Source organism: Vreelandella lionensis, from assembly GCF_044543515.1.
Taxonomy (GTDB): domain Bacteria; phylum Pseudomonadota; class Gammaproteobacteria; order Pseudomonadales; family Halomonadaceae; genus Vreelandella; species Vreelandella lionensis.
Window position 1 is genome coordinate 1 of the sequence record NZ_JBITWC010000020.1, and the last position, 21666, is coordinate 21666.

The 21666-nt window shown below is 58.9% G+C and carries 18 protein-coding genes; 6 read left to right on the forward strand and 12 right to left on the reverse strand.

Annotated elements, in window-relative coordinates:
* Positions 1-51 precede the first annotated feature (51 nt).
* The 7 genes from ACIGG6_RS12840 to ACIGG6_RS12870 all read right to left on the reverse strand — a co-directional run bounded on the left by ACIGG6_RS12840 (position 52) and on the right by ACIGG6_RS12870 (position 9200).
* Entirely contained in the window at positions 52-780 is a 729-nt protein-coding gene (locus tag ACIGG6_RS12840; protein ID WP_399844876.1) for a hypothetical protein, read from the reverse strand.
* Between the two features lie 200 nt (positions 781-980).
* Positions 981-1850 carry a DUF7281 domain-containing protein gene (locus ACIGG6_RS12845; RefSeq protein ID WP_399844877.1) on the reverse strand — a complete coding sequence of 290 codons (870 nt, stop codon included), beginning with the start codon at positions 1848-1850 and terminating at the stop codon, positions 981-983.
* On the reverse strand, positions 1847-3091 hold the full coding sequence (locus tag ACIGG6_RS12850; protein WP_399844878.1) for a hypothetical protein: 1245 nt from the start codon (positions 3089-3091) through the stop codon (positions 1847-1849). The genes ACIGG6_RS12845 and ACIGG6_RS12850 overlap by 4 nt, the downstream gene beginning before the upstream one ends.
* Positions 3088-3723, reverse strand: coding sequence for a condensin complex protein MksE (locus tag ACIGG6_RS12855; RefSeq protein WP_290953214.1), 636 nt, complete (start codon positions 3721-3723; stop codon positions 3088-3090). Before ACIGG6_RS12855 ends, ACIGG6_RS12850 begins: the two co-directional genes overlap by 4 nt.
* A complete protein-coding gene (locus tag ACIGG6_RS12860) occupies positions 3720-7385 on the reverse strand; it encodes an ATP-binding protein (RefSeq protein WP_399844879.1) in 3666 nt (1221 codons plus the stop codon). Before ACIGG6_RS12860 ends, ACIGG6_RS12855 begins: the two co-directional genes overlap by 4 nt.
* A 104-nt stretch (positions 7386-7489) precedes the next feature.
* Positions 7490-8512, reverse strand: a complete 1023-nt coding sequence (locus ACIGG6_RS12865) for a histone deacetylase family protein (RefSeq protein WP_399844881.1) — start codon at positions 8510-8512, stop codon at positions 7490-7492.
* Positions 8490-9200, reverse strand: a complete 711-nt coding sequence (locus ACIGG6_RS12870) for a GntR family transcriptional regulator (RefSeq protein WP_399844883.1) — start codon at positions 9198-9200, stop codon at positions 8490-8492. The genes ACIGG6_RS12865 and ACIGG6_RS12870 overlap by 23 nt, the downstream gene beginning before the upstream one ends.
* A 214-nt stretch (positions 9201-9414) precedes the next feature.
* Here ACIGG6_RS12870 and ACIGG6_RS12875 point away from each other — a divergent pair, with 214 nt between their 5' ends.
* The 6 genes from ACIGG6_RS12875 to ACIGG6_RS12900 all read left to right on the forward strand — a co-directional run bounded on the left by ACIGG6_RS12875 (position 9415) and on the right by ACIGG6_RS12900 (position 17100).
* Entirely contained in the window at positions 9415-10971 is a 1557-nt protein-coding gene (locus ACIGG6_RS12875) for an ABC transporter substrate-binding protein (RefSeq protein ID WP_399844884.1), read from the forward strand.
* 76 nt (positions 10972-11047) lie between these two features.
* Positions 11048-12028 carry an ABC transporter permease gene (locus ACIGG6_RS12880; RefSeq protein WP_399844886.1) on the forward strand — a complete coding sequence of 327 codons (981 nt, stop codon included), beginning with the start codon at positions 11048-11050 and terminating at the stop codon, positions 12026-12028.
* Positions 12025-12858 (forward strand): ABC transporter permease, encoded by an 834-nt coding sequence (locus tag ACIGG6_RS12885; RefSeq protein ID WP_253504435.1) that lies wholly within the window; start codon positions 12025-12027, stop codon positions 12856-12858. Before ACIGG6_RS12880 ends, ACIGG6_RS12885 begins: the two co-directional genes overlap by 4 nt.
* 27 nt (positions 12859-12885) lie before the next feature.
* The gene (locus tag ACIGG6_RS12890) at positions 12886-14517 is read left to right on the forward strand and encodes an ABC transporter ATP-binding protein (protein WP_399844888.1); all 1632 of its coding nucleotides are present in this window, start codon (positions 12886-12888) and stop codon (positions 14515-14517) included.
* Between the two features lie 49 nt (positions 14518-14566).
* Positions 14567-15949, forward strand: coding sequence for an FAD-binding oxidoreductase (locus ACIGG6_RS12895; protein ID WP_399844890.1), 1383 nt, complete (start codon positions 14567-14569; stop codon positions 15947-15949).
* A 26-nt stretch (positions 15950-15975) separates the two neighbouring features.
* Complete coding sequence (locus ACIGG6_RS12900; RefSeq protein WP_399844892.1) at positions 15976-17100, forward strand: pyridoxal phosphate-dependent aminotransferase; 1125 nt, start codon at positions 15976-15978, stop codon at positions 17098-17100.
* 39 nt (positions 17101-17139) lie between these two features.
* Here the strand turns inward: ACIGG6_RS12900 and ACIGG6_RS12905 are convergent, their stop codons facing one another.
* The 5 genes from ACIGG6_RS12905 to ACIGG6_RS12925 are packed head-to-tail and all read right to left on the reverse strand — an operon-like array spanning position 17140 to position 21554.
* A complete protein-coding gene (locus tag ACIGG6_RS12905; protein ID WP_399844894.1) occupies positions 17140-18096 on the reverse strand; it encodes a branched-chain amino acid transaminase in 957 nt (318 codons plus the stop codon).
* Positions 18093-19199 (reverse strand): class II histone deacetylase, encoded by a 1107-nt coding sequence (locus tag ACIGG6_RS12910; protein ID WP_399844896.1) that lies wholly within the window; start codon positions 19197-19199, stop codon positions 18093-18095. The genes ACIGG6_RS12905 and ACIGG6_RS12910 overlap by 4 nt, the downstream gene beginning before the upstream one ends.
* Positions 19196-20227, reverse strand: coding sequence for a histone deacetylase family protein (locus ACIGG6_RS12915; protein WP_399844897.1), 1032 nt, complete (start codon positions 20225-20227; stop codon positions 19196-19198). The genes ACIGG6_RS12910 and ACIGG6_RS12915 overlap by 4 nt, the downstream gene beginning before the upstream one ends.
* 21 nt (positions 20228-20248) lie before the next feature.
* Positions 20249-21196 carry an ornithine cyclodeaminase family protein gene (locus tag ACIGG6_RS12920; protein WP_399844898.1) on the reverse strand — a complete coding sequence of 316 codons (948 nt, stop codon included), beginning with the start codon at positions 21194-21196 and terminating at the stop codon, positions 20249-20251.
* Between the two features lies 1 nt (position 21197).
* Positions 21198-21554, reverse strand: coding sequence for a RidA family protein (locus ACIGG6_RS12925; RefSeq protein WP_399844900.1), 357 nt, complete (start codon positions 21552-21554; stop codon positions 21198-21200).
* Between the last annotated feature and the right edge of the window lie 112 nt (positions 21555-21666).

Genomic DNA, 21666 nt, shown 5'->3' on the forward strand with positions numbered 1-21666 from the left:
TTTGAATTCTTCAGTGTAACGGGGACGGCTCATGGATCCTCCTAGATACCTTTAGTATAAGGCCTGGAGGTGTCTATGAAACCTGGGGCGATTCACATCCAAGCCGAGGATGAACTCACGGATCGTTGCAGTTAACTCTCGAATATCTTCACTTTTGCCGTCAAGTCTTTCATCAAATGTATAGGTCGCAGTAGCTCGAGTTAGGGCTGCTTTCTTACCTGCCTCGACCATAACTGGATTTTTGTATCCGTTCTCTGTTGGTATGGTTGCGACAGAGGACGCCGCCGACTTTGAAGAGTGAAAAACCTCCTCAAGATATATTGAGTCGTTGGAGAACAAGCGATATTTCCACAACTCGATATTTGCACCCATTACTTGCACGGCATGCAAATCATACTTTTTATAGTTGGGAGCTATACAGATTACCCTGACATCTGACCAATCAACCTTGACACTACTACCAAGCCGCTTTTGTACCGCAATCTCGAAATCACCTTTGTGATCTTGAATCCAGTGCAGATAGAAGAGGCTCTGGTTGATAAGCTCAGATGACTCGACTTTCTTATATTCGATAATGACGGGATTATCTTCTTCAGACAAAGCCAGGCTATCAATTCGACCGGCGTGCTGGGCACCCGTTGAAAATTCGCTGGCAACAAACCGGCAATTGAAAACGGTTTCGAGGTTCTTCTCAATCAGCGTTTGCAAGTCCTTTTCCAGGGCGAAGTTCTTCTGCTCTACGGCAGATAGCTTATCCCCTGAAATATCGAATATCGGCACTTGATGATTACTCCGTAATTTCTGTGGCTTCTAACTGTGATTATACGCCCCGCTACATAACCTCAATGAACGTGCAGGCGCATTGATTGGGGTTATGTAGCCATTCAAATGACTCTATCCCATTGATTACTCTTTCTGCAAAGTAAATTTCGGCGGTATAGCCAAAATTAGTTTGCTTTCTTGTTTTGTTCCGCCCAACTCTAGCTAAGCCCCACACAAACCACCTCCCCACCAAACCACTGCTGCTTCAGCCCTTTCTGCTTTTCTAGCAACAACATTAGGTACTCACGCAAGGGATGGGCTGGCGGCAGCGCGGTAAGATGTTTGCGCAGCCGTCGTTGATAAGAAAACTGCTCAGCAGGCACGTGCAGCGGCGTGGCATTTTGGGTGAGCCATTCAATGTCGGGCAGGAGTAAGTGGGTAGCGTTGCTATCGAGCGCTAGCGTGACGCCTTTAACATCGAAGTCACCGGCGTAGATATGTGTTCGGCGGGTTTTGTGCCAAGCCTCAGCGAGTAAGGCAAAGCCGCCGCCGTAGTGGCTGTCACCACGATAGACTACCAGCGGGTTAATGTAGCCGCTTAGTGCTGGTAATTCTGGTGAGAACTCATAGAAGCTATCCAGGTTTTCGACCTGGATTAGGGCGCTGAACGCGCTTAGCTTTAGCGCATACACATCCACATCACGAATAGCCCGTGGCTCGTTGGCAAGCCCGGTTGCTGGCTGCGATGGGAAGCTGACGAGTACGCGCCGGGAACGGGGGCTTTCGCGGGTTGCTTTGTCTTCTTCCACGCCCTCTTTGGCCTGGGCGCTGCTGGGCAGGCCGCTAAGCGAGCGGCCTAGCGGCGCTATTCGGGCGCTCTCTAATACGTCATTAATCTGCGCCAGCAAGGCGGCGTCAAAGCGCAGCGTTTTACCGTTGATTCGCGTGGCCAGGTCAATGTCGTGCTGGTGGCACCAGGCCACTACGTCGTCTACCCACTGGCGGCGGGGCTTCTCCACCGAGGGCTGGCGGAGAAGTTCGCGGGCGACGCCGTTAAGGCCATTGCGTGCGCGGCTGGGTAGGTTCATACGGCCAGCTGCAGTTCTACATCGTGGATCAGGCACAGGTGATTGAATTGGCTGGCTTGGCTCTCCTGCTGTTTGAGCCGAAACGCCTTCTGGTCGCTGCGCGGTAGGCCCTGGTATTCGGAAATCACCTGGAAGAGCCAGATCTCATCCGGCCATTCCAGCGAGCTTGCGTGCAGGTACGCAAGGGCGCTGACCGGCTCCGCCTGGGGCTGGTCGATCACGCTCAAATAGAAGTGCTCCACATCCTGCTTGAGCGCCTGCTGACGGGCGGCGGCGAGGCTGGCTTCTTGAGTTTGGGCGGGAGGTGCTGCTTCAACGGTTTGCGTGGTGTGGCGCGGTTGGGGGAGCTGGTGCAGCAGCTCGGCGAGTAAACGGCACTCCAGGTTGCGATCCAGCGCCGGGGCGGCGGCGGCGCTTAGCGGTGCGGCTTGATTGACCAGCCCTGGCACCTCGCTGCGGCGGGCGTAGTTGCCCGGCACAAAGCCGGGGTGTTCGCGCATAAAGGCGGCCATGCCGCTGATCAGGCGGCTGCGCGCCTGCTGCTTGCGAAAGCGCGCCATCAGTTCGATCAAGCGCCGCTGTACTTCGCGCAGGCTGGTGTAGTGATGGCTTAACTGCTGCTGTAGCTGGCTGATCAATAGCTTGCGCAGGCTGCCATCGCTGCCCACCAGCTCGATCAGCTCGTCGAAGTCGATCAGCGCCAGGCCGTCCAGCAGCCTCGCGATCTGCTTCTGGGCGCGGTCGTTTTCGCGGATCTTGTCGTTGAGCTGGCTGACGAAACCAAAATCGCTATTCAGCCGCTGCCATAAGCTGTCGATGGCATCGGCGAAGCGCCCGTTCAGGTCGTCGACTTCCTGGCGCAGGCGCATCAGCTGCTGCTCCAGCCGCCAGTGTTCGCCGCGGCTGCGCGCTTCCCGGTAGCTGTGTACCAGGGCGCGAATCAGCTCCAGGGTTTCCGCTACATCGGCATTCACATGGCGGCGGGTCTCATCGGCGAGCATCTCGGCGATCAGCTCACGCACCTTAGGCGCCAGCTTAACGCCGCTCTGCTCATCCGGTCGCCATAGGATGCGCGCCGCCAGCAGCTTGCGCAGGGCGCTATCGCTGAGCGATTCCAGCGGCACTTCATCGCGGGTGTAGGCCTGCATCAACGCTTCAGAATGCTTGCCCAGCAGCGCCAGCCGTTCGCTGCCGGTTTTCAGCAGGCGGCTTTCCAGAGCGTGTTCTCCGTTCGAACTCACAGCAGGGCCTCCTGGGAACCGGAGCCCTCCTCGCTACCGGATTCGATGGGCAGGTTCTCTTCATCGCGAATAAAGCGCACCAGATCCACCAAGTAGTCGATCTTGCCGGTGACCACGAACACCTGCCGCTCTGAATGGGGCTGGAGCAGGTAGCCGTGCTCTTTCAGGCGCTTGAAAACCTGCTTTACCTGGGCATCGAGCTGGTCACTTTGCGAGCCAAAAAAGCTGTCGGTAGCCAGGCGCTCCAGGCGTTCGCGCAGGCTTTGGTTGTCTTCGCACTTGGCGCTGAACTCCGCCGGTTTGAGCACATCGCCGGGGGCGGCCAGGGTATCGCGGCCCAGCGCTTCTTGAACCAGCTGCAGCCACTCCAGCAGCGGCAGCAGGCTATTGAGGGTATCGCCGAGCTGGCGGGAAAGCTGATCCCGGGCGTTGTCGTTGAGCTGACGCCAGGCCAGAAAGTAAACGCTGCCATCTTCATTGCTGGCCAGGCGGCGGTTAAGCGGCCGCAGGTAGGTATCGATCTCTTCCCGGGTCTCTTCATTGGTGAGATGGCGATAGCCGCTCTCATCGCTGATCGGGCAGACAAATTCCCCGGCCAGCAGGCGCTCTAGCAGTGGGCCATGTTCGATCATACCGTCACCTCCTGCTGACGTTCCTGGAGCCGTTCGGCCAGGCGGCTTAGCCGTGGCTCGATGCGTTTTAACACCCGCTTGTTGGGGTTGGCCTCATCGCGATCGATCAGATAGCGATTGGCGAACAGCAGCAGCACATCGGATTCGGGGTTGGGAAACGCACCGACGATATGAATGCGGTTGCTGTCGCAGGCGTCGAACAGTTTTTCGACGTTGTGGTACGCCAGGGTGCCGATCTCATCGATGGGCCAGTGGATGGCGATGTCCGCATCGCCGCGCAGCAGGCGGGTAAAGGCGAGCAGGAACTTACACAGAATCAAATACGCCATGCCGTGGCTTGAGGATTCCAGCAGCTGGCGGTCGTTCTTGATCACCAGATCGGTGCCGCCTTCGTTCAGGTGCAGCTCCAGGCGCAGCAGGCTTTCGAAGCTGTACTGCTGGTCACTGCGCAGCAAATCGACCACGTCCGCCAGGGCATTGAGGTAGTCGTCACTGGGCAGCGTCTGGCCAGATTCCCGCCACTCTTTATAGCGCTGGGCAAACAGCTTTAGTGGCTCCCAGAAGCCCAGCTCATCAATGGTGGACTGGATGCGCACTTCGGCTTTGGTAATGCCTTCCAAGCGCAGGTCGTCGGCAACTTCTTCAGAAAGCCGGCGGCTTTGGGCGCTGATGCGCCGGTTCAAATCGCGGAACACGGTGAAGAACTTATCCAGGTCGTCGCTTAGGTTGCGGCCTTCCTGAATCAGCTGCTGCTGTTGATCTTCGAGCAGTTTGAGCATATCGCGCAGTAGCGGCAGCTGTAAGCGCGGGTTGTCGCTTTGCAGCTTGCTGCGTTCGCTCTCCAGCGCTTCGGCAAAGCCGCTGCTGGCGTCCTTGATCAGTTGGCTTTCGACTTCCAGGCAGCCACGGCGCAGCTGCTCGATGAGCTGGTGGCGATTGCCCAGCGCTTGGCGGGCGCGCTCGATACGCTCGTCCACATCGCCCAGTGGCGTACCGGGCGCTTGGCCGTCGGGTTCAATGGCCAAGGTTTCCAGCTGGGTGAGTAGCGGCTTTAAGGCTTCCAGGCAGGCGACTTCGCTCTCCCGCTGGGTTTTCAGCGTGCTGACCGTGCTTTGGTGGGTTTTGCGTGCGGCCTGGAAGTCGTTTTTCAGACGCTCTTTATCGCGCTGAAGCTGCTGTTCGGCCTGCTCCAGCTCGGCTTCTTGCGCGACCAGCTGCGGCTTGTGCTGGCCCCACTCGACGCGCATAAAGCGGGTGTACTCGGTCAGCTCATCCTGGCGGGCAGCGGTGACGCGGATGCGTTCATCCTGGCTGGCCAGCCGCTCCTTGGTATCTTTTAGCTTGGCGGGGTCGACGCCCTGCTCGGCCAGTTCCTGGCTAAAGGCTTCTTCCAGTTCCGCGCGCTGGCGCTGGTGTTCGGTGTTGGCGTCGGTAAGCTGCTGCTTATACTGGCGCAGCTGGGCATCCAGGCTATCTACCTGGCTCTGTCCGTCGGCCTTGAGCTCCAATAGCTGGCTTTGATGGGTCTCGCTGAGGGCGGCGAGCGCCTGCTGCTTCTCTTCGCGCAGCTCCTTTTGCGCCTGCTCCTGGCTGGCTAGCGCTGTTTGATGAGCAGTGCGGCGCTCCTGCTGGCGCTTGGTGTGCCGCTCCTGCTGCTGGCGGCGGGCCTCTATTGCAAACTCGACTTCCTGCTCGGCGCGCTTGTGGGCCATGCGGCCCTGATCCTGGGCTTCATCGGCCTGCTGCACTCGCTCGTTATGCTGTTTGAGCGATTTTTCGGCGGCTTGGCTCTCGGTCTGCACCCGGCGCTTGGCGGTGTCCGCTTCTTCGATGGCGGCCAGCAGGCTGGCTTCATCCTGGGCGTAATCTGGCAGGGCAATGGCGGAAAGATCCAGCGCCAGCCCGAACAGATCATCGCTCGCGCCTTCTGCCAGTTGCGGGGCGAGGTCACGCCGCTCCAGCAGCTCCGGCGCAATCACCTTGCCTAACTGCTGCTCCCAGCCGGGGCGATGGTAGCGCAGGAAGTGTCGCAGGCTGCCCTGCTCCGGGTCGCGCTGCTGATAGAGCGCAAAGCAGCGCTGCTCGGCGCGCTCTAACTGCTGTCGAAGTTGCACCAACTGCTGTTCGGCGCTGTCCCGCTCGCGTTTGCGGCTTTCAAACTCCCGGCGCAGGCCATCCAGAGTAGCGGCCGAGGCGTTGCGCTCCTGCTGGGCCTGATCCAGGCGCGCCTGGGCAAGCTCCGCCTCGGAAGCCTCTTCGGCGGTCTGGGTCGAGAGCGAGAGTTGCGCTTTCAGTTCGGCGAGTTGCTCAACGCCGAGTTCCAACTGCGCCTGATACTCGCCTTCCAGGCGTTGGCGCTCCTGCTGGTAGCGTTCGTTGAGCTGCTGTTCGGATTCCCACTGCTGCTCCCGGCGCAAGGCTTTCTCTTCGACCAGGGCGTCGATCAGTTCCTGGGATTCACGGGTCTGGCGGGCCAGCGCCTCAGACAATTCGCGCAGCCGACCATCCAGGCGAGCTTGGCTCTCTTTTACCGCGTCCTGCATCACGTTTAGGTGGGTGCGCAGCTGGTCACGCTGTTCCCGCCACTGGGGCAGCGCGTTGATGTCGCGCTCCAGGGCGGGCATATCCGCCTCGGCGTATTGCTCGTACTGGGTTTGTAGATCATTCAGGCGGCGCTGGGTCTGCTGCAAATCGCTGACCACTTCGCTGTGGCGGTCGTTTAGCGCGTCCCGCGCCTCATTATAGTCGCTCTCCCGCTGCTGGAACTCGCGGTGATGGCGGGCAAGCTCGGCATCTACATCGGCCATTTGCCGCTCTGCTTTCTGGCGGTCTTCTTCTAGCTGGGGCTTCAGTTGCCACAGCGTGGCATCCAGGTCGGCGAGTTCACGATCAATACCGGCGAGCCGGGCGAGAGAGGCCTGCAGCGGTTCCAGACGCATGGATTGGCGCATCTGGGCGATCCACTCCCGCGCCTTGGTGTTGCGAATTCGAGTTACCGGCAGCTCGACGCCATCCTCTTCGAAAATCGCCTCCAGCATGGTTTTGAGGGTGTCCATCTTGCCCTCTTTGGCATGCACCGCCGAGACCAGCTTTTCGATATGGCGGATGCGCCGCTCGGGCTTCACTAGGCTGAACTGCGACGCGATCTGACGCAGCTTGAGGCCGTCGCGGCTGTTGCCGTGCAGTTGGGTAAAGTCGTTTTGAATCACCGAGCGAAATTCAGAGGTCGCGCCCAGTTTGGGAGAGACCGGCGTGCCGTTACGCCGCAAGCCGCTGGCCCACTGGGTGTAGTCCAGCGCCGCTACGCCCGCCTCGCTCTCTACCAGATAGTCTTCCGGCTGGTAGGGCGCGCCGACAAAGCGATACTCCACCCCGCCTTCTTGTTTACGGGTGAGCACCGCCTGGCAGATGTTGCCCGCTTCGCGGCGGTATTCATATACCAGGTAGCTGTTGCGGTGAGGCAGGTAGAACGCATCGAACTTCATGCGCGTTTTGGGCACGACCTTATTGGGTAATTCGCCGTAGAACACCGGCACCAAGCGCTGTAGCGTGGTTTTACCGGAGGCGTTGGTGCCGCAAATATTGGTGTGACCGTCCACACTGAGTTCGACCACCCCGTTTAAGTGGCCGTGAATCATCACGATGCGTAGCAGGTGGGCCATGCCGTGTCCTTGATCGTTTAACGTCCGAAAACGCTATCTTGCCAGACACCTCCAGCGCTTGTCTTACTCTTCTCGGTGCAGCAGTGGGAATCAAACGGCCACGATCATTCGCGTATGAGCAGCCCATCAAAAAAGCTCACCGCATTGGCTTCCAGCCCTTCCAGGTAGTAGCCGCCTTCTTGAACTACCATCGTGGGTACATTCAAGCTCGCTACCTTGCGGCCAAGTTCTGCAAATCCCGCAGTAGAAACAGCTACTTTGGCTTGGGGGTCGCGCTCGTAAATATCGAAACCCAGTGCCAGAACAATGGCATCCGGCTCGAACAGGCGAATGGCTTGGCAGGCTTGCTCTAAACGGTCAAAGAACACCGCTTCTTCTGAACCGTGGGGCATCGGCAGGTTGAGGTTGTAGCCCAGCCCCGCGCCTTGCCCACGCTCCTCTTCAAAGCCGGATACTGCCGGGTAGAAGTTGGTGGTATCGCCGTGGATAGAGATATACAGCACATCGTCGCGCTGGTAGAAAATTTCTTGAATGCCTTGGCCGTGGTGCATATCCGGATCGAGCACGACGATACGCGGGTAGCGCGAGGTGAGATGCTGTGCAGCAATGGCAGCATTGTTGAGAAAGCAGAAGCCACCGGCAGAATCGATGCCCGCGTGATGGCCCGGGGGTCGCGATAAAGCGTAGGCAAAACGCTCCCCAGCCAGCAACGCCTCTGCACCCGCCACGGCACTCTGCGCCGACCAATAAGCCGACTGCCAGGTATGCTGCCCCACCGGAGCACTGCCATCTGCTAAGTAGCGCGCGGCTTCGGCCAAGATACCACGCAGAGCATTAGGGGAGCGCACGAAGATATTGGATATCACCTCCTCCCCCCAGTCTTCGCCTTGGGCATGCCAGCGCCGATGGGCACTTTCTAGAAAACGTAGATAGGGCAGCGAGTGCACTGCCCTTATCGGACCCACGCCATAATCCACAGGGCTCTGAATCTCAAAGCCCAGCCTTTTGGCCGCTGCCAGCAAGTGCATAGCACGCTCCGGCACTTCCTGGGGCGTGCGCATTTTACCGCGGGAGAAGTAGGTTTGCGGCTTGTGCAGCGCTTGGTCAGCGTGAAAGAACGTCTTCATGGCGGTGGTCTCCGGTATCACTCACCCCTTTCACCACAAAATCACGGGCAACGCCGATATGGTAATCAATGGCTTCACGGCACGTGTCCGCTTGGCCACTGGCAAGTGCATCCAGCAGTTTGAAATGGCTAGTGGCGATGGTGTCAGGTGCCTCGTGTGTTTTAGTGATGAGCGTAATGCAAAGCCGTAGTTCATGGGTCAGGTTATCGAAGGCACGCAGCAGGCGATCATTGCCCGCGTAGTGCAGCATTAGGCGGTGAAACTGTAGATCTTCCTCAATGCGGCGCGTGCCATCGTTGCTGGCCGCTGCCTCACATAACACTTCCACTTGTTGCCTTAACGCACGCTCTGCCTCGCTACTGTAACGCTCGGATAAACGCTGAATAGCATGTCGCTCCAGGCATAGACGAAGATCAAAGACATCTTCGAGTTCAACGGCATTCAACGCGCGGACGAAAAACCCGCGTCGTGGTTTTGAGATTAATAAACCACGACTTTCCAACAGACGCGCCGCCTCACGCACAGGTGCACGGCTCACTCCCAGGTCTTTTGAGAGCTGAACTTCTGAGAGCCGCTCCCCCGGTAAAAAGTGTTGCTGAATAATCGCTTGAGTTAAGTAATCGGCCACCTGCTCAACAAGGTTATGTTGCTGAATGAAGGTATTGGGCGCTGCTAGCGGAGGGGCCATAAAGGGCACTCTTGATAATCTATATAGGCCTCAGTATGACAAAAACAAGCTCTTTGTCGACGGCCGATTGACGACTGTCGACAGTTTAACCAACCACTGCTATGGTCAAAATAGACCTCCAACAAACATCACAAACTAGGTCTAACGCGTCACGCCTCGCTCGCCTAACGACTACGTAAACCCATTACGTGCTAATAATTGAGGAGCAGGAAACATGAAGACACCACTGGCCTTGGCCATTTCCGCTGCAGCGCTTGCTATTTCCACCGCCGCCATGGCAGAAGAGCCCCAACAGGGCGGCACCATTAATACGATTATTCAGCCAGAGCCACCTGGCCTAGTGCTGGGCATGATTCAGAACGCCCCCACCCGCACCGTCGCGGGCAATATCTACGAAGGCCTGTTGCGCTATTCCACCGATCTTGAACCCATGCCACAGCTAGCGGAGTCGTGGGAAGTCAGTGAGGATGGGCGCACCTACACCTTCCACCTGAGAGAGAACGTTACCTGGCACGATGGAGAACCCTTCACCGCTGAAGATGTGGTGTTCTCCGCCGATGTTTTCCACCGTGAGTTGAACCCCAGCGCCCGCGCCGTGCTGCAGCACGTGGAGAGTATCGAAGCCACCGACGATCACACCGTTGTATTTACGCTGAAGCAGCCCTTCGGCCCGTTCCTGATCTCCTTCGAAGCAGGCACCTTTACCATGGTGCCTGAGCATCTTTATGCAGGTACCGATTTCCGTAATAACGAGCACAACGATCACCCCATCGGCACCGGCCCGTTCAAGTTCTCCAACTGGGAGCGCGGCACGGTGATTGAATTGGTCAAGAACGATGAGTATTACGAAGAGGGGCTGCCCTACCTGGATGGCGTGAACTGGCACATCATTCCTGACGGTGCTTCCCGTGCGGTGGCGTTTGAGAACGAGACCATTGACGTACTGCCCAGCGGTACTGTCGAGAACTTCGACATTCCTCGCCTAGCCGAGATGGATAACGTCTGCATGACCGAAGAGGGTCACGAATATTTCAGCCCCTTTGCCATGCTGTGGATGAACAACCGCGAAGGTCCCACCGCTGACAAGCGCTTCCGTCAAGCAGTGATGTACGCCATGGATCGCGAGTTCGCCAAAGATGTCCTTTGGAACGGTCTAGGCAATGTGCCGCTCTCCGCCTTTGGCTCCAATGCGCGCTTCCAGAATGATGACCTAGAACCCTACGACTACAACCCAGACCGCGCCCGCGAGTTGCTGGATGAAATGGGCTACGACGGTGAAGAGATCACGATTCTGCCGCTGCCCTACGGCGAAACCTGGACCCGCTGGGCCGAAGCCGTGCAGCAGAACTTGCGCGAAGTAGGCATCAATGTCGAGACCCAGGCCACCGATGTGGGCGGCTGGAACCAGCGCCTGGGCGATTGGGATTACGACCTGGCATTTACCTATCTTTACCAGTACGGCGACCCGGCGCTGGGTATTTCACGCACCTACCTTTCCGACAACATTGCCAAGGGCTCACCTTGGAATAACGTAGAGGGCTACGAAAACGAGCGTGTCGATGAACTCTTCAACGAGGCCGCCACGGCATTCCCCGACGAAGAGCGCGAAAAACTTTACCGCGAAGTACAGGAAATCCTCCATGAAGACGTGCCCGTTGGCTGGCTGATGGAGCTGGGCTTCCCGACCCTGTACCGCTGTGATGTGAAAAACCTCGTCACCTCCGGCGTGGGGGTCAACGACGGCTTTAAGGATGCTTGGCTAGATCGCTAAACCAAAGCCACCCAGGTAGCCCCTGCTGCCTGGGTTTTCTAGCCACACCTTGAAGGTATTCGTCAGGAAACGACTTATGGTTTACGCGCGCCTCATCTTAATGCGGCTTCTCAAGGCCGTGATTGTGCTGTTTTTAATCGTTATTTTTAACTTCCTGCTAATTCAGCTGGCCCCCGGTGACCCGGCCGCCATTCTGGCCGGCGAAGCAGGTGCCGCGGATCAGGAGTTTCTCGATCAGTTGCGCGAGCGCTTTGGGCTCGACCAGCCGATGTATGTACAGCTGTGGCATTACGTGTCGGGTATCGCCATGCTCGATTTCGGCTACTCCTACCGACTGGGCGTGCCGGTGTTTGATCTGATTATGGATCGCCTGCCCGCCACCCTACTGCTCACCGGCACTGCCTTTGTGCTCTCGCTGGTACTGGGCATTGTGGCAGGCTCCATGGCCGCCGCGCGGGTCAAGAAGCCCTCTGGCTCACTGATCATGGCGCTGGCGCTGGTGTTCTACGCCACGCCGCTGTTCTGGGTCGCACTGATGTCGGTGGTGGTCTTTTCCGTTTACCTGGGCTGGCTGCCCGCCTACGGGCTTTACACCGTGGGGGCGGGTCATACGGGGTTTGCGCTGGTGCTCGATGTTGCCCAGCACTTGGTGCTCCCGGCGACCACTTTAGCGCTGTTCTTTATGGCAATTTATACCCGCATGACGCGCACATCAATGCTGGATGCCGCTCAGCAGGATTACGTCAAAACCGCCCACGCCAAGGGCTTGAAGCCGAGTATTATTCAGCGCCGCCATGTGTTGCGTAACGCCCTGCTTCCGATCATCACGTTAGCGGGCCTGCAGGCGGGGCAGATGGTCGGCGGGGCAATACTGACCGAGACCGTGTTTGCCTGGCCCGGCATCGGGCGGCTGATGTTCGAAGCGCTGCAGCAGCGCGACTACAACCTGCTGCTGGGTATTTTCTTCTTCTCGGCGGCGCTGGTCATCGTCTTCAATATCATCACCGATCTGGTGTACAGCCTTGCTGATCCACGCATCAAGAAGGGGGCCGCATGAGCTTTTTCGCACGCTTCGCGCAAAACCGTGGCGCCCTCATCGGGCTGATCATCCTGCTGCTGATTATCGCCATGGCCATACTGGCGCCGCTGCTGTTTCCCGAATCGCCCTGGCGCATGGTGCAGCGGCCCTTTTTGCCGCCGCTCTCGCAAGATGGCTTTCCCCTGGGCACCGACACCATGGGCCGCAATGTGGCCTCTGGCTTAATGCACGGCGCCTGGGTGTCGCTGTTGATTGGGCTGGTATCCACCAGCGTGGCGCTGCTGATTGGCGTTCCCTTGGGGGCCATTGCAGGCTACTACGGTGGCATCATTGACGACATATTGATGCGCTTTACCGAGTTCTTCCAGACCATCCCCAACTTCGCGCTGGCGATAGTGCTGGTGGCGATTATGCAGCCCAGCATTACCTCCATCGTGCTGGCGATTGCGATTGTCAGTTGGCCGCCGGTGGCCCGCTTAGTGCGCGCCGAGTTTATGTCGCTGCGCCACCGCGAGTATGTCGAAGCCGCTCGTTTGGTCGGTCAGTCCAACACCACGATTATCCTGCGCCAGATTCTGCCCAATACGCTGTCGCCGATTATCGTGCTGGCATCACTCATGGTCGCCACCGCGATTTTGCTGGAGTCGGCGCTGTCGTTTCTCGGCTTGGGCGACCCGAACGTGATGTCCTGGGGCTATATGATCGGCGCGGCGCGCACGGTGATTCGCCAGGCGTGGTGGCTAAGCTTCTTCCCAGGGGTAGCAATTCTGCTCACCGTACTGGCGTTAAATCTGGTGGGTGAAGGGTTAGACGACGCTTTGAACCCCAAACTATCACGCGAGCGCTAGGCGTTTATTATGGCTGGAGTGCCTGTTATGAATGAAGCATCGACAGAAACCGTCCTCAGCATTCGCGACCTCAATATTGCGCTCCCCAAAGGGGCGGATCGTGCCCTAGCAGTGGAGGACGTGAGCTACGAGGTGAAGCGCGGCGAAATCATGTGCGTGGTGGGCGAGTCCGGCTCCGGTAAATCGATGGCCGCCAACGCCGTAATGGGGCTACTGCCCAAGGGCGTACACGCCACCCAGGGCGAGATACTCTTTGAAGGGCAGGATCTACTTGCCCTGTCAGAAAAGCAGCACCGCGCCCTGCGCGGGCTAAAAATCGGCATGATCTTCCAGGAGCCAATGACCGCCCTGAATCCGCTGATGCGGGTAGGCGCGCAAATTGCCGAGGTGTTCGAGGCTCACGGCCAGCTCACCCCTAAAGAGCGCCAGGCCCGCGCGCTGGAGCTGTTAATCGAAGTGGGAATCCCCCAGCCGGAGAAGGCCATTCGCGCCTACCCGTTTGAGCTTTCCGGCGGCCAGCGCCAGCGGGTCATGATCGCCATGGCGCTGGCGTTGGAGCCCATTTTGCTGATTGCCGATGAGCCCACTACGGCGCTAGATGTCACCACCCAGGCGCAGATTCTGGAACTGATCCGCGACTTGCAGCAGCGGCGTGGCATGGCCGTGATGTTTATCACCCACGACTTTGGCGTGGTGGCTGAAATCGCCAATCGCGTTTGCGTCATGCGCCACGGCAAGATTGTCGAACTAGGCGACGCCAAACCGGTACTCGAAAATCCTCAGAACGCCTACACCCAAGCGTTGATTGCCGCGATTCCCAGCAATGCGGTGCCGCCCCACCGAGAAACCAGCCAGGTCGCCCCGCTGCTGGAGATCAAGCAGCTGAGCAAAGTGTTTCGTTCTCGGGGCGGTTGGCTCAAGCCCTCCCGTGAAGTGCATGCCCTTGATGATGTTTCGCTCACTCTGGCCCGGGGTGAAACGGTAGGTATTGTCGGTGAGTCCGGCTCTGGAAAATCCACCCTCGGGCGCTGCGTGGTGCGTTTAGAGCACCCCGATAGCGGCGAGCTGCTGCTCGATGGGGTAAATCTTTCCCAGCTCAAAGGCGATGCGCTGCGCCGGGAACGCCACCGGGTGCAGATGATATTCCAAGACCCCTACGCCTCGCTCAACCCACGCACCAAAGTGGGAATGGCGATTGCTCAGGGGCCCATTGCCAACGGCACGCCCAAAGCCGCGGCGCTCAAGCAGGCGGGCGAGCTGCTCGACATGGTGGGCTTGGGTTCCAGCGCCGTGGAGCGCTTTCCTCACGAATTTTCTGGCGGTCAGCGTCAGCGCATCGGCATTGCCAGGGCATTAGCGCTCAACCCCGAGCTGATCGTCGCAGACGAAGCCGTCTCGGCGTTGGATGTGTCGATTCAGGCCCAGGTGCTGGAGCTACTGGAGGAGTTAAAGCAGCGCCTTTCACTCTCGCTGCTATTCATTACCCATGACTTGCGTGTCGCCGCGCATATCTGCGACCGCATAGTGGTCATGCAGCACGGTCGCATTGTTGAGCAAGGCAGCGCTGAGCAGATTTTCCTCGCTCCACAAGAGGCTTACACCCAGGATCTGCTCAAGGCCATTCCCGGCCGCGAAGCCCCCGTAGCGGCGACAGCGTAATTTATCGAATGGGCAAGACAAAATGAGAAAGACAAGCTAAGGAAAATACATGCAAATAACCCTGGAGGCGCTGCGCGCTATTGTTGGCCCGGCCCATGTATTGACCGGCGACGATGTGTACAGCCGACGCGTGGATTGGATGACCGGCGCCCCCTGCCAAGCCGGGGCGATTGTTCGCCCGGCGGATACCGAGCAACTTTCCAAAGTGATGCGCGCCTGCTATGAGTTGCAGCAGCCGGTGGTGACCCACGGCGGATTAACCGGGCTAGTGCACGGCGCAGAGGCTAGCCCCGATGAGCTAGTGATCTCGCTTGAGCGCATGACCGCCATTGAAGAAATAGACCACGTGGGCGGGACGCTCACCGTGCAGGCAGGGGCACCGCTGCAACGGGTTCAGGATGCCGCCAGAGGGGTGGGGCTGCAGTTCCCGCTGGATTTGGGCGCTCGAGGCAGCTGCACGATTGGTGGCAATATCGCCACCAACGCCGGCGGCGTTAGGGTGATTCGCTACGGCATGATGCGCCAGCAGGTGTTGGGGTTAGAAGCGGTCATGGCCGATGGCCGCGTGGTCAGCTCCATGAACCACATGCTGAAAAACAACGCCGGTTTCGATTTGAAGCAGCTGTTTATCGGTAGCGAAGGCACCCTGGGGATTGTGACCCGCGCAGTGCTGCGCCTGCAGCCACCGACCCCCAGCGAACAAACGGCAATGGTGGCCTGTCCTTCGTTTGAGGCTTTAACCGGGCTACTCAGCCAAATGGGCAAAGCACTGGGAGGAAGCCTCGGCGCCTTCGAGGTCATGTGGCAAAACCACTACCGACTGCTCACCGAAACGCTGGGCCGCCACAACCCGCCGATTGCTACCGAGCACCCTTTCTATGTCATTATCGAATCTTTGGGCAGTGATGCCGAACGCAATGCTACCCAATTTCGTGAAGCGCTAGAGAGCGCCTTAGCGCAGGAACTCATTGTCGATGCGGTGATTGCACAATCCAGTACCCAGCGCGATGGTTTATGGGCCATTCGTGAGGATATTGAGGGACTCATCCAAGGGCTGGCGCCATTATTCACCTTCGATGTTAGCCTGCCGATTGCCGAAATGCAGCGCTACACCGATAAGCTGGAGGCCCAGCTGACCCAGCGCTGGCCCGATGCGCGGCTGGTCGTGTTTGGCCACCTAGGCGATGGCAACCTGCATATTTCCGTCAGCGCCGGGAGTGCCGAGGTGTCGGTACGTCGCGAGGTGGAAGCCATGGTCTATCAACCGCTGGCAACGTTAGGCGGCTCGATCTCGGCCGAACACGGTATTGGCCTGGAGAAACGCCCCTGGCTGAGCACCTGCCGTTCAGCGGCTGAAATGGAATTGATGCAGACATTAAAGCACGCACTGGACCCGCACCGTCTGCTGAATCGCGGTAAAATCTTACGCTAAACACTTCTTATATTTAGGATTTGGCCATGTCCTCTCATAAAACGCCCCGCTACCCTGACCACCTCACTGGCGAAGGGCCCGTGAACCCTTTCCCTGGCATTAAAGTGTTGGAGCGTCGGCTAAGCCGGGAGATTCCCCATCGGCTGGGTTCTAACGAGGGGCTGGATATGCCCCACCGCGCCCTGCGGGAACACTTTGGCGATGCGGTGGCGCAGCACGTTTACTGCTATGGCGATGCCGAGGCGCTGGGGGTGCGCCAACGCTTGAGTGCACAGCAGAATATTCCCCTGGAGCACCTGCTGGTGGATGCCGGTGCCGATAGCTTGATCGCTCTGGCGCTGCGCACTACCTGCACGGCGGGCGATGCGGTGGTGAGCACGGCAGGCACCTACCCTACCTTTGGTTACTTTGCGTTAGGACAGGGCTGCCGCTTGGTTGAGCCCAGCTACCATGAAGCGCCCGGCGTACTCGCCCCGGATCTAGAAGCGCTGGCGGCAGCGGCTCATCAAGAAGAGGCGCGGTTGGTGTACTTGGCGAACCCCGATAACCCCAGCGGCCACCTGCATAGCGATAGTGCGATTCTTAAGCTGCGCGAGGCGCTGCCGGAGGCGTGCTGGCTGCTGCTGGATGAAGCCTACGGGGATTTTCGTGATGACGCGGGAAGCGAGTTTCTCGGCCAGGCGCTTCCGGGGGTGATTCGCCTGCGCACCCTCTCCAAAGCTCACGGCCTGGCCGGAATGCGGATTGGCTACGCGATTGCCGAACCTGATGTGCTGGCAATGTTGATGAAGGTGCGTATTCACTACGCGGTGTCGTCGTTCACTCAGGCTGCTGCTGAAGTCGTGCTCGATCACCCGGAGGAAGTACAGCAGCACATTGAAGCGGTGAAAGCCCGCCGCGAACAGCTGGCGCTGCACTTTATCGGCCTGGGTGCCGACGTGCTCCCCAGCGCGACGAATTTCATCGGCATTCGGCTCTCCAGCGCGGAATTGGCAGCGGCGGTTCACCAGGAGCTGCTGGCCGAAGGCGTATTGGTGGCCCGCCTCGCCCACCCTGAGCTAGCTAATGTGATCCGTATTACAGCAGTGGAAGCAGCGCTGGAGCCCGGCAGGTTGGCCGCGCTGGAAAAAGCGATTCAGCAGCACGGCTAGCGCCGCTTGCCCCGGGTCTATTTCAAGTCTATTACAAGGTTATGCCGGGGTTAGCCAGTGCTGGTAAGCCTCTAGCTCGCCGCGCACCGCTTTGCGATAAAGGTGCTGCAGTTGAGCCGTCACGCTATTAGCCGCAATTGGCTCACTGGGCGGCGGTGCCCCGGCACGGCTGCCAATTCTGCGGCCGTCTAGCTCCCTCAGCGGCAGAATTTCAGCGGCGGTGCCGGTTAAAAAGGCTTCATCGGCCGTGTAGAGCTCATCGCGGGTAATACGCCGCTCTTTCACCTCGATGCCTAACACATCGCGAGCCAGGTGAATGACGCTATCGCGGGTGATGCCCTGCAGGCAGGAGGTTACTTCCGGGGTGTGCAGCACGCCATCGCGCAGCAAAAAGACGTTCGCCGCCGAAGCCTCGGCCACATAGCCCTCTGGGTCGAGCATGATGGTTTCATCAAAGCCCGCTTTTACCGCCGTATTGAGCGCCAGCATCGAGTTCACGTAGTGGCCGCTGGTTTTAGCGCGGCATAGGCTGATATTGACGTGGTGGCGCGCCCAGGAAGAGGTTAAAGCGCGCAGGCCGTGGGACGCCGCGTGAGGGGAAATGTAGGGTCCTAAATCCCAGGCGGCAATCATCACATGGGTGGTCAGCCCTTGGGCCCGCAGCCCCAGGCCTTCCGCGCCTAGAAAAACGGTGGGCTTTAAATAAGCGCTGCTTAAACCGTTTTTAGTCAGGCTTCCGCGCTGGGCATCAATCAGTTCGGCTTCGCTAAACGGTAGCGGAATATCCAGGGCGTGGGCGCTTTCCACTAGCCTACGCGTATGCTCCGCCACCCGAAACAGCTGCGGGCCTTGCGGCCCCGCGTAGGCACGCACACCCTCAAAGCAGCCCATGCCGTAGTGCAGCGTATGGGTGAACACATGCACTTTGGCGTCCCGCCAAGCGAGCCATTGGCCATCCTGCCAAATCCAGCCGTCACGATCATAGAGTGGTGTCATCGAGTTGTTTGCTCCCACTGTTGGTGCCAGCCATCGATTAACGCCTGCTGGTGCGGCTGTAGCGATTGGTAGCCCCAGGCGGCAATTTCGTCGTTTTGTGGATCGAATACGGCGGTCTTGCTGCCCGCAAGGGCTTGGATCACCGCATGACCGCAGAGCGGCACGTAGCCTTCGGAGTAGCCGCCTTCATGCACCACCACCAACTTGCCACCGCAGCAGCGCTCTGCCACTGCCTTTACTTGGGCTGTCATGGTGGCGAAGGCCTGGCTATTGAGCAGCATCTTGCCTAGCGGGTCTTTGGCGCAGGCGTCATAGCCACAGGCCACCACGATGAGGTCAGGCTTGAAGGCTTCCAGGGCAGGCAGCACCAACGTTTCCATGGCATACGCGTAGGCTCCCAGGCCACAGCCTGGGGGTAGCGGCAGGTTAAGGTTAGCGCCTAACCCGGCCCCTTCGCCCTGCTCGTCGAAACCACCGGTTTCCAGCGGGTAGTTGGCCGCTTGGTGCATGGAAACGGTGAAAACATCGGGGTCGTGATAAAACGCCGCCTGCTGGCCGTTACCGTGGTGTACGTCCCAATCGAGTATCGCCACCCGTTTGGCTTGACCTAGGGCGCGGGCACGCATCACCGCGACGGGGATATTGCCCAACAGGCAGAACCCTCGGCCTTGATCGGCTTCGGCATGGTGGCCCGGCGGGCGGCATAGCGCATAGGCATTGCTGACCTCACCCCGCGCCACGGCCTCAACGGCGGCGAGGGCCAGCCCTGCTGAGTGGGTTGCCGCCGCCCAACTGCCCGGCATATAGGGCGCGCAGTCGCCGCCATTGCCGCCCCTCGCTTTATCCCCTGCTTGCAGTTCATCCAGGTAACGCGAGGTATGAAAACGCAACAGGTCAGAGAGCGTTGCAGCAGGCGGTTTCACCACGTGAAGCTCGTCAATCAGCCCGCTGACTTCCAGAATATTCTTCAGCCGCCGCTTGCTCTCTGGGCTTTCGGAGGCGGCTTGGGGCTGCAAGAACTCCCCCGGCGCGGAAAAAACGCCAATGGCCCCTTGGTCGTGCCAAAAGCAGCGTTCGTGCCAGTAAAAGCCAGTGCTGCTCATTCGTTAAACCCCTGCATAAAGGCCGCTAGGTTGGCGCTTAAATGCTCGGTGGGATAGCCGCCTTCCTGCACAATCACCATGGGTAGCGAGAGCGCTTTTAAGCGTTTGCCCACCTCGATAAACGCCTCGGTTTCCACATTAAGGCCCGCTAGCGGGTCATCCTTATGGGCGTCTAACCCCAGCGCGACCACCACGGCATCCGGCTCATAGCGCTGCAGATGGTCGATCAGGATCGCCAGCGCATCTAAATAGACCTCGCCATCGCTGCCCACCGGCAGGGGGAGATTCACGTTGCAACCCACGCCTTCATCGCTACCCTCTTCATCGGCACCGCCCCAGAAAAACGGATAAAAATCGCTGGGGTCGGCGTGTAGCGAGCCAGTCCATACATCATTTCTGGCGTAGAAGATATCCTGTGTGCCGTTACCGTGGTGCAGGTCCACATCAATAATCGCTACCTTGGCAAAGCGTTCGCGCAGCACGGTAGCCGCCAGCGCAGAGTTGTTCAGCAGGCAAAAGCCGCCTGCGCGCTCCGGCCCAGCATGGTGGCCTGGCGGGCGGCACAGCGCATAGGCCACCGGTTCTCCGTCTAGCACCGCTTCTGCTGCCGCCTCAGCAGTGGCGGCCGAGGCCAGCGCGCCTTGAAAACTGGTCGCGCTGAGCGGGCAGGCCATATCGTGCAGGTGCCAGCCCGCTTGCCCAATCGGGTGGCGGGGGTAGTGGTGGCCTCCGCCGCAGGGGTGAATGTTGGGTGCCACGAACTCGGCGGCATTGGGCAGCGCCTGCCAGCGGGCATAGATTGTTTCCAAGAACGTCAGGTAATGCGGCGTATGAATTTGCTCTAAGCGCTTACGCAGCTTGGGGGAGTCTGACTCAACTGGCGCAGTGAGCACTAAGCCAGCCTTTGCTAACCCCTGCGTCAGTAGCTCGGCACGCACCGGGCCTTCCGGCGATGCGACGGGCTGGCCACGTAGCAGGAAGGTAGGCGGCGCATGCATCGCCTGATCAGGATGATAAAAGCACTTCATGGGTCGCAGTCCTTAGCGAAACTATGAAACAGCAGATTCAGGCAGTGACTCCCATATTTCAATAGCAGCGGCTAAATCTTCCAGCGAAGCGCCCACCGATTTAAATAGCGTGATGGTATCTTTATCCGAGCGCCCAGGCTTGGTGCCTGTCAGCACTTCGGCAAGCTCGGCTTGGATGTCATCAAATTGGAAAGCGCCTTCATCTATGGCCTGCAGAATATCTCCCGCTTCGCCTTTTGCCCCGGCGTAGGTATCCACAAATACTTGTGAGCGGCGTAAGCACTCTGCGTCGGTTTCCCGCATCTGCGGCCGAAACGCGCCAATTAAATCCAGGTGTGTTCCTGGCGTCAGCCATTCGCCTTTAATGATCGGCTGGGTAGAGAGCGTCACGCAACTGACAATATCTGCCTCCGCCACGGCGGCGGGTAATGCTTCTACTACTTGGGTATCAAAACGGCTTGCGTACTCCTCAGCAATCTCCGTTGCCTTGCTGGGGTTACGTCCCCAGATCAGTACCCGCTTGATCGGCCGCACGCTAGCGTGGGCTTCAATTACCATAGGGGCCAGCTTGCCTGTGCCCACGACCAACAGCGTTTCGGCGTCTTTATTGGCTAACGCCTGGGCGGCTAGAGCGGAGGCAGCGGCGGTGCGGCGGCGGGTTAATTCACTGCCATCGATACAGGCCAGCGGCTGGCCGTGCTTGCCTTCGCTAAGCAGGTAAAGCCCAGAAATAGCGGGAATACCGTGTTCGGCGTTTTGCGGAAAAACGTTGACCATTTTGACGCCGATATAGCCAGCGGCTTCCCAGGCGGGCATCAGCAGCATGGTGGCTTCACCATCTGGCCGGTGCATAGCATGGTGATGACGCGGCGGAGATTCCACGCCGTTCACAAAGGTATGCCGTAAGCGTTCGATCAACCCTTGCCAAGCAAGATACTTTGCTACTTCCACTGCTGAGACGACCTGCATATCATGCCTCCGGAACTGCGGCGATGACCATGATTTCGACTTTCCACTCAGGCTTAGCCAGCTTGGCTTCAAGCGCGGCGCGCACTGGCGGGCGGCCAAGCACTACCCAGGCATCCCAAGCTTGGTTCATTTGGTCGAACTCAGCCATGCTGGTGACCCACACTTGGGCAGAAATTAGGTGCTCTTTGGATGTCCCCGCTTGCACCAGCAGTTGGTCGATACGTGCAAGCACTTGCTCGGTTTGCCCACGCATATCGGCGGTGGTATCCGTTGGCACTTGGCCTGCGAGGTATACCGTGCCGTTATGAATCGCCACTTGGCTCATGCGAGTATTGCTGTCTTGATAGGTCACGCCCATGGGGTCTCTCCAAGGAAGGTGGGGATCCTCTTGAGACTACGACGATGCAAAAGGGTGTGCTTGCCCGAAACTCTGGCAAATTTGCCCGCAAGTCAGGCAGGCAGCGTGTTCA

Excerpts from the sequence above, each read along its gene's own strand:
- ACIGG6_RS12845 (WP_399844877.1), bottom strand. The coding sequence starts at position 1,850 with ATGAACCTACCCAGCCGCGCACGCAATGGCCTTAACGGCGTCGCCCGC.
- ACIGG6_RS12855 (WP_290953214.1), bottom strand. The coding sequence starts at position 3,723 with ATGATCGAACATGGCCCACTGCTAGAGCGCCTGCTGGCCGGGGAATTT.
- ACIGG6_RS12860 (WP_399844879.1), bottom strand. The coding sequence starts at position 7,385 with ATGGCCCACCTGCTACGCATCGTGATGATTCACGGCCACTTAAACGGG.
- ACIGG6_RS12865 (WP_399844881.1), bottom strand. The coding sequence starts at position 8,512 with ATGAAGACGTTCTTTCACGCTGACCAAGCGCTGCACAAGCCGCAAACC.
- ACIGG6_RS12870 (WP_399844883.1), bottom strand. The coding sequence starts at position 9,200 with ATGGCCCCTCCGCTAGCAGCGCCCAATACCTTCATTCAGCAACATAAC.
- ACIGG6_RS12875 (WP_399844884.1), top strand. The coding sequence starts at position 9,415 with ATGAAGACACCACTGGCCTTGGCCATTTCCGCTGCAGCGCTTGCTATT.
- ACIGG6_RS12880 (WP_399844886.1), top strand. The coding sequence starts at position 11,048 with ATGGTTTACGCGCGCCTCATCTTAATGCGGCTTCTCAAGGCCGTGATT.
- ACIGG6_RS12885 (WP_253504435.1), top strand. The coding sequence starts at position 12,025 with ATGAGCTTTTTCGCACGCTTCGCGCAAAACCGTGGCGCCCTCATCGGG.
- ACIGG6_RS12890 (WP_399844888.1), top strand. The coding sequence starts at position 12,886 with ATGAATGAAGCATCGACAGAAACCGTCCTCAGCATTCGCGACCTCAAT.
- ACIGG6_RS12895 (WP_399844890.1), top strand. The coding sequence starts at position 14,567 with ATGCAAATAACCCTGGAGGCGCTGCGCGCTATTGTTGGCCCGGCCCAT.
- ACIGG6_RS12900 (WP_399844892.1), top strand. The coding sequence starts at position 15,976 with ATGTCCTCTCATAAAACGCCCCGCTACCCTGACCACCTCACTGGCGAA.
- ACIGG6_RS12905 (WP_399844894.1), bottom strand. The coding sequence starts at position 18,096 with ATGACACCACTCTATGATCGTGACGGCTGGATTTGGCAGGATGGCCAA.
- ACIGG6_RS12910 (WP_399844896.1), bottom strand. The coding sequence starts at position 19,199 with ATGAGCAGCACTGGCTTTTACTGGCACGAACGCTGCTTTTGGCACGAC.
- ACIGG6_RS12915 (WP_399844897.1), bottom strand. The coding sequence starts at position 20,227 with ATGAAGTGCTTTTATCATCCTGATCAGGCGATGCATGCGCCGCCTACC.
- ACIGG6_RS12920 (WP_399844898.1), bottom strand. The coding sequence starts at position 21,196 with ATGCAGGTCGTCTCAGCAGTGGAAGTAGCAAAGTATCTTGCTTGGCAA.
- ACIGG6_RS12925 (WP_399844900.1), bottom strand. The coding sequence starts at position 21,554 with ATGGGCGTGACCTATCAAGACAGCAATACTCGCATGAGCCAAGTGGCG.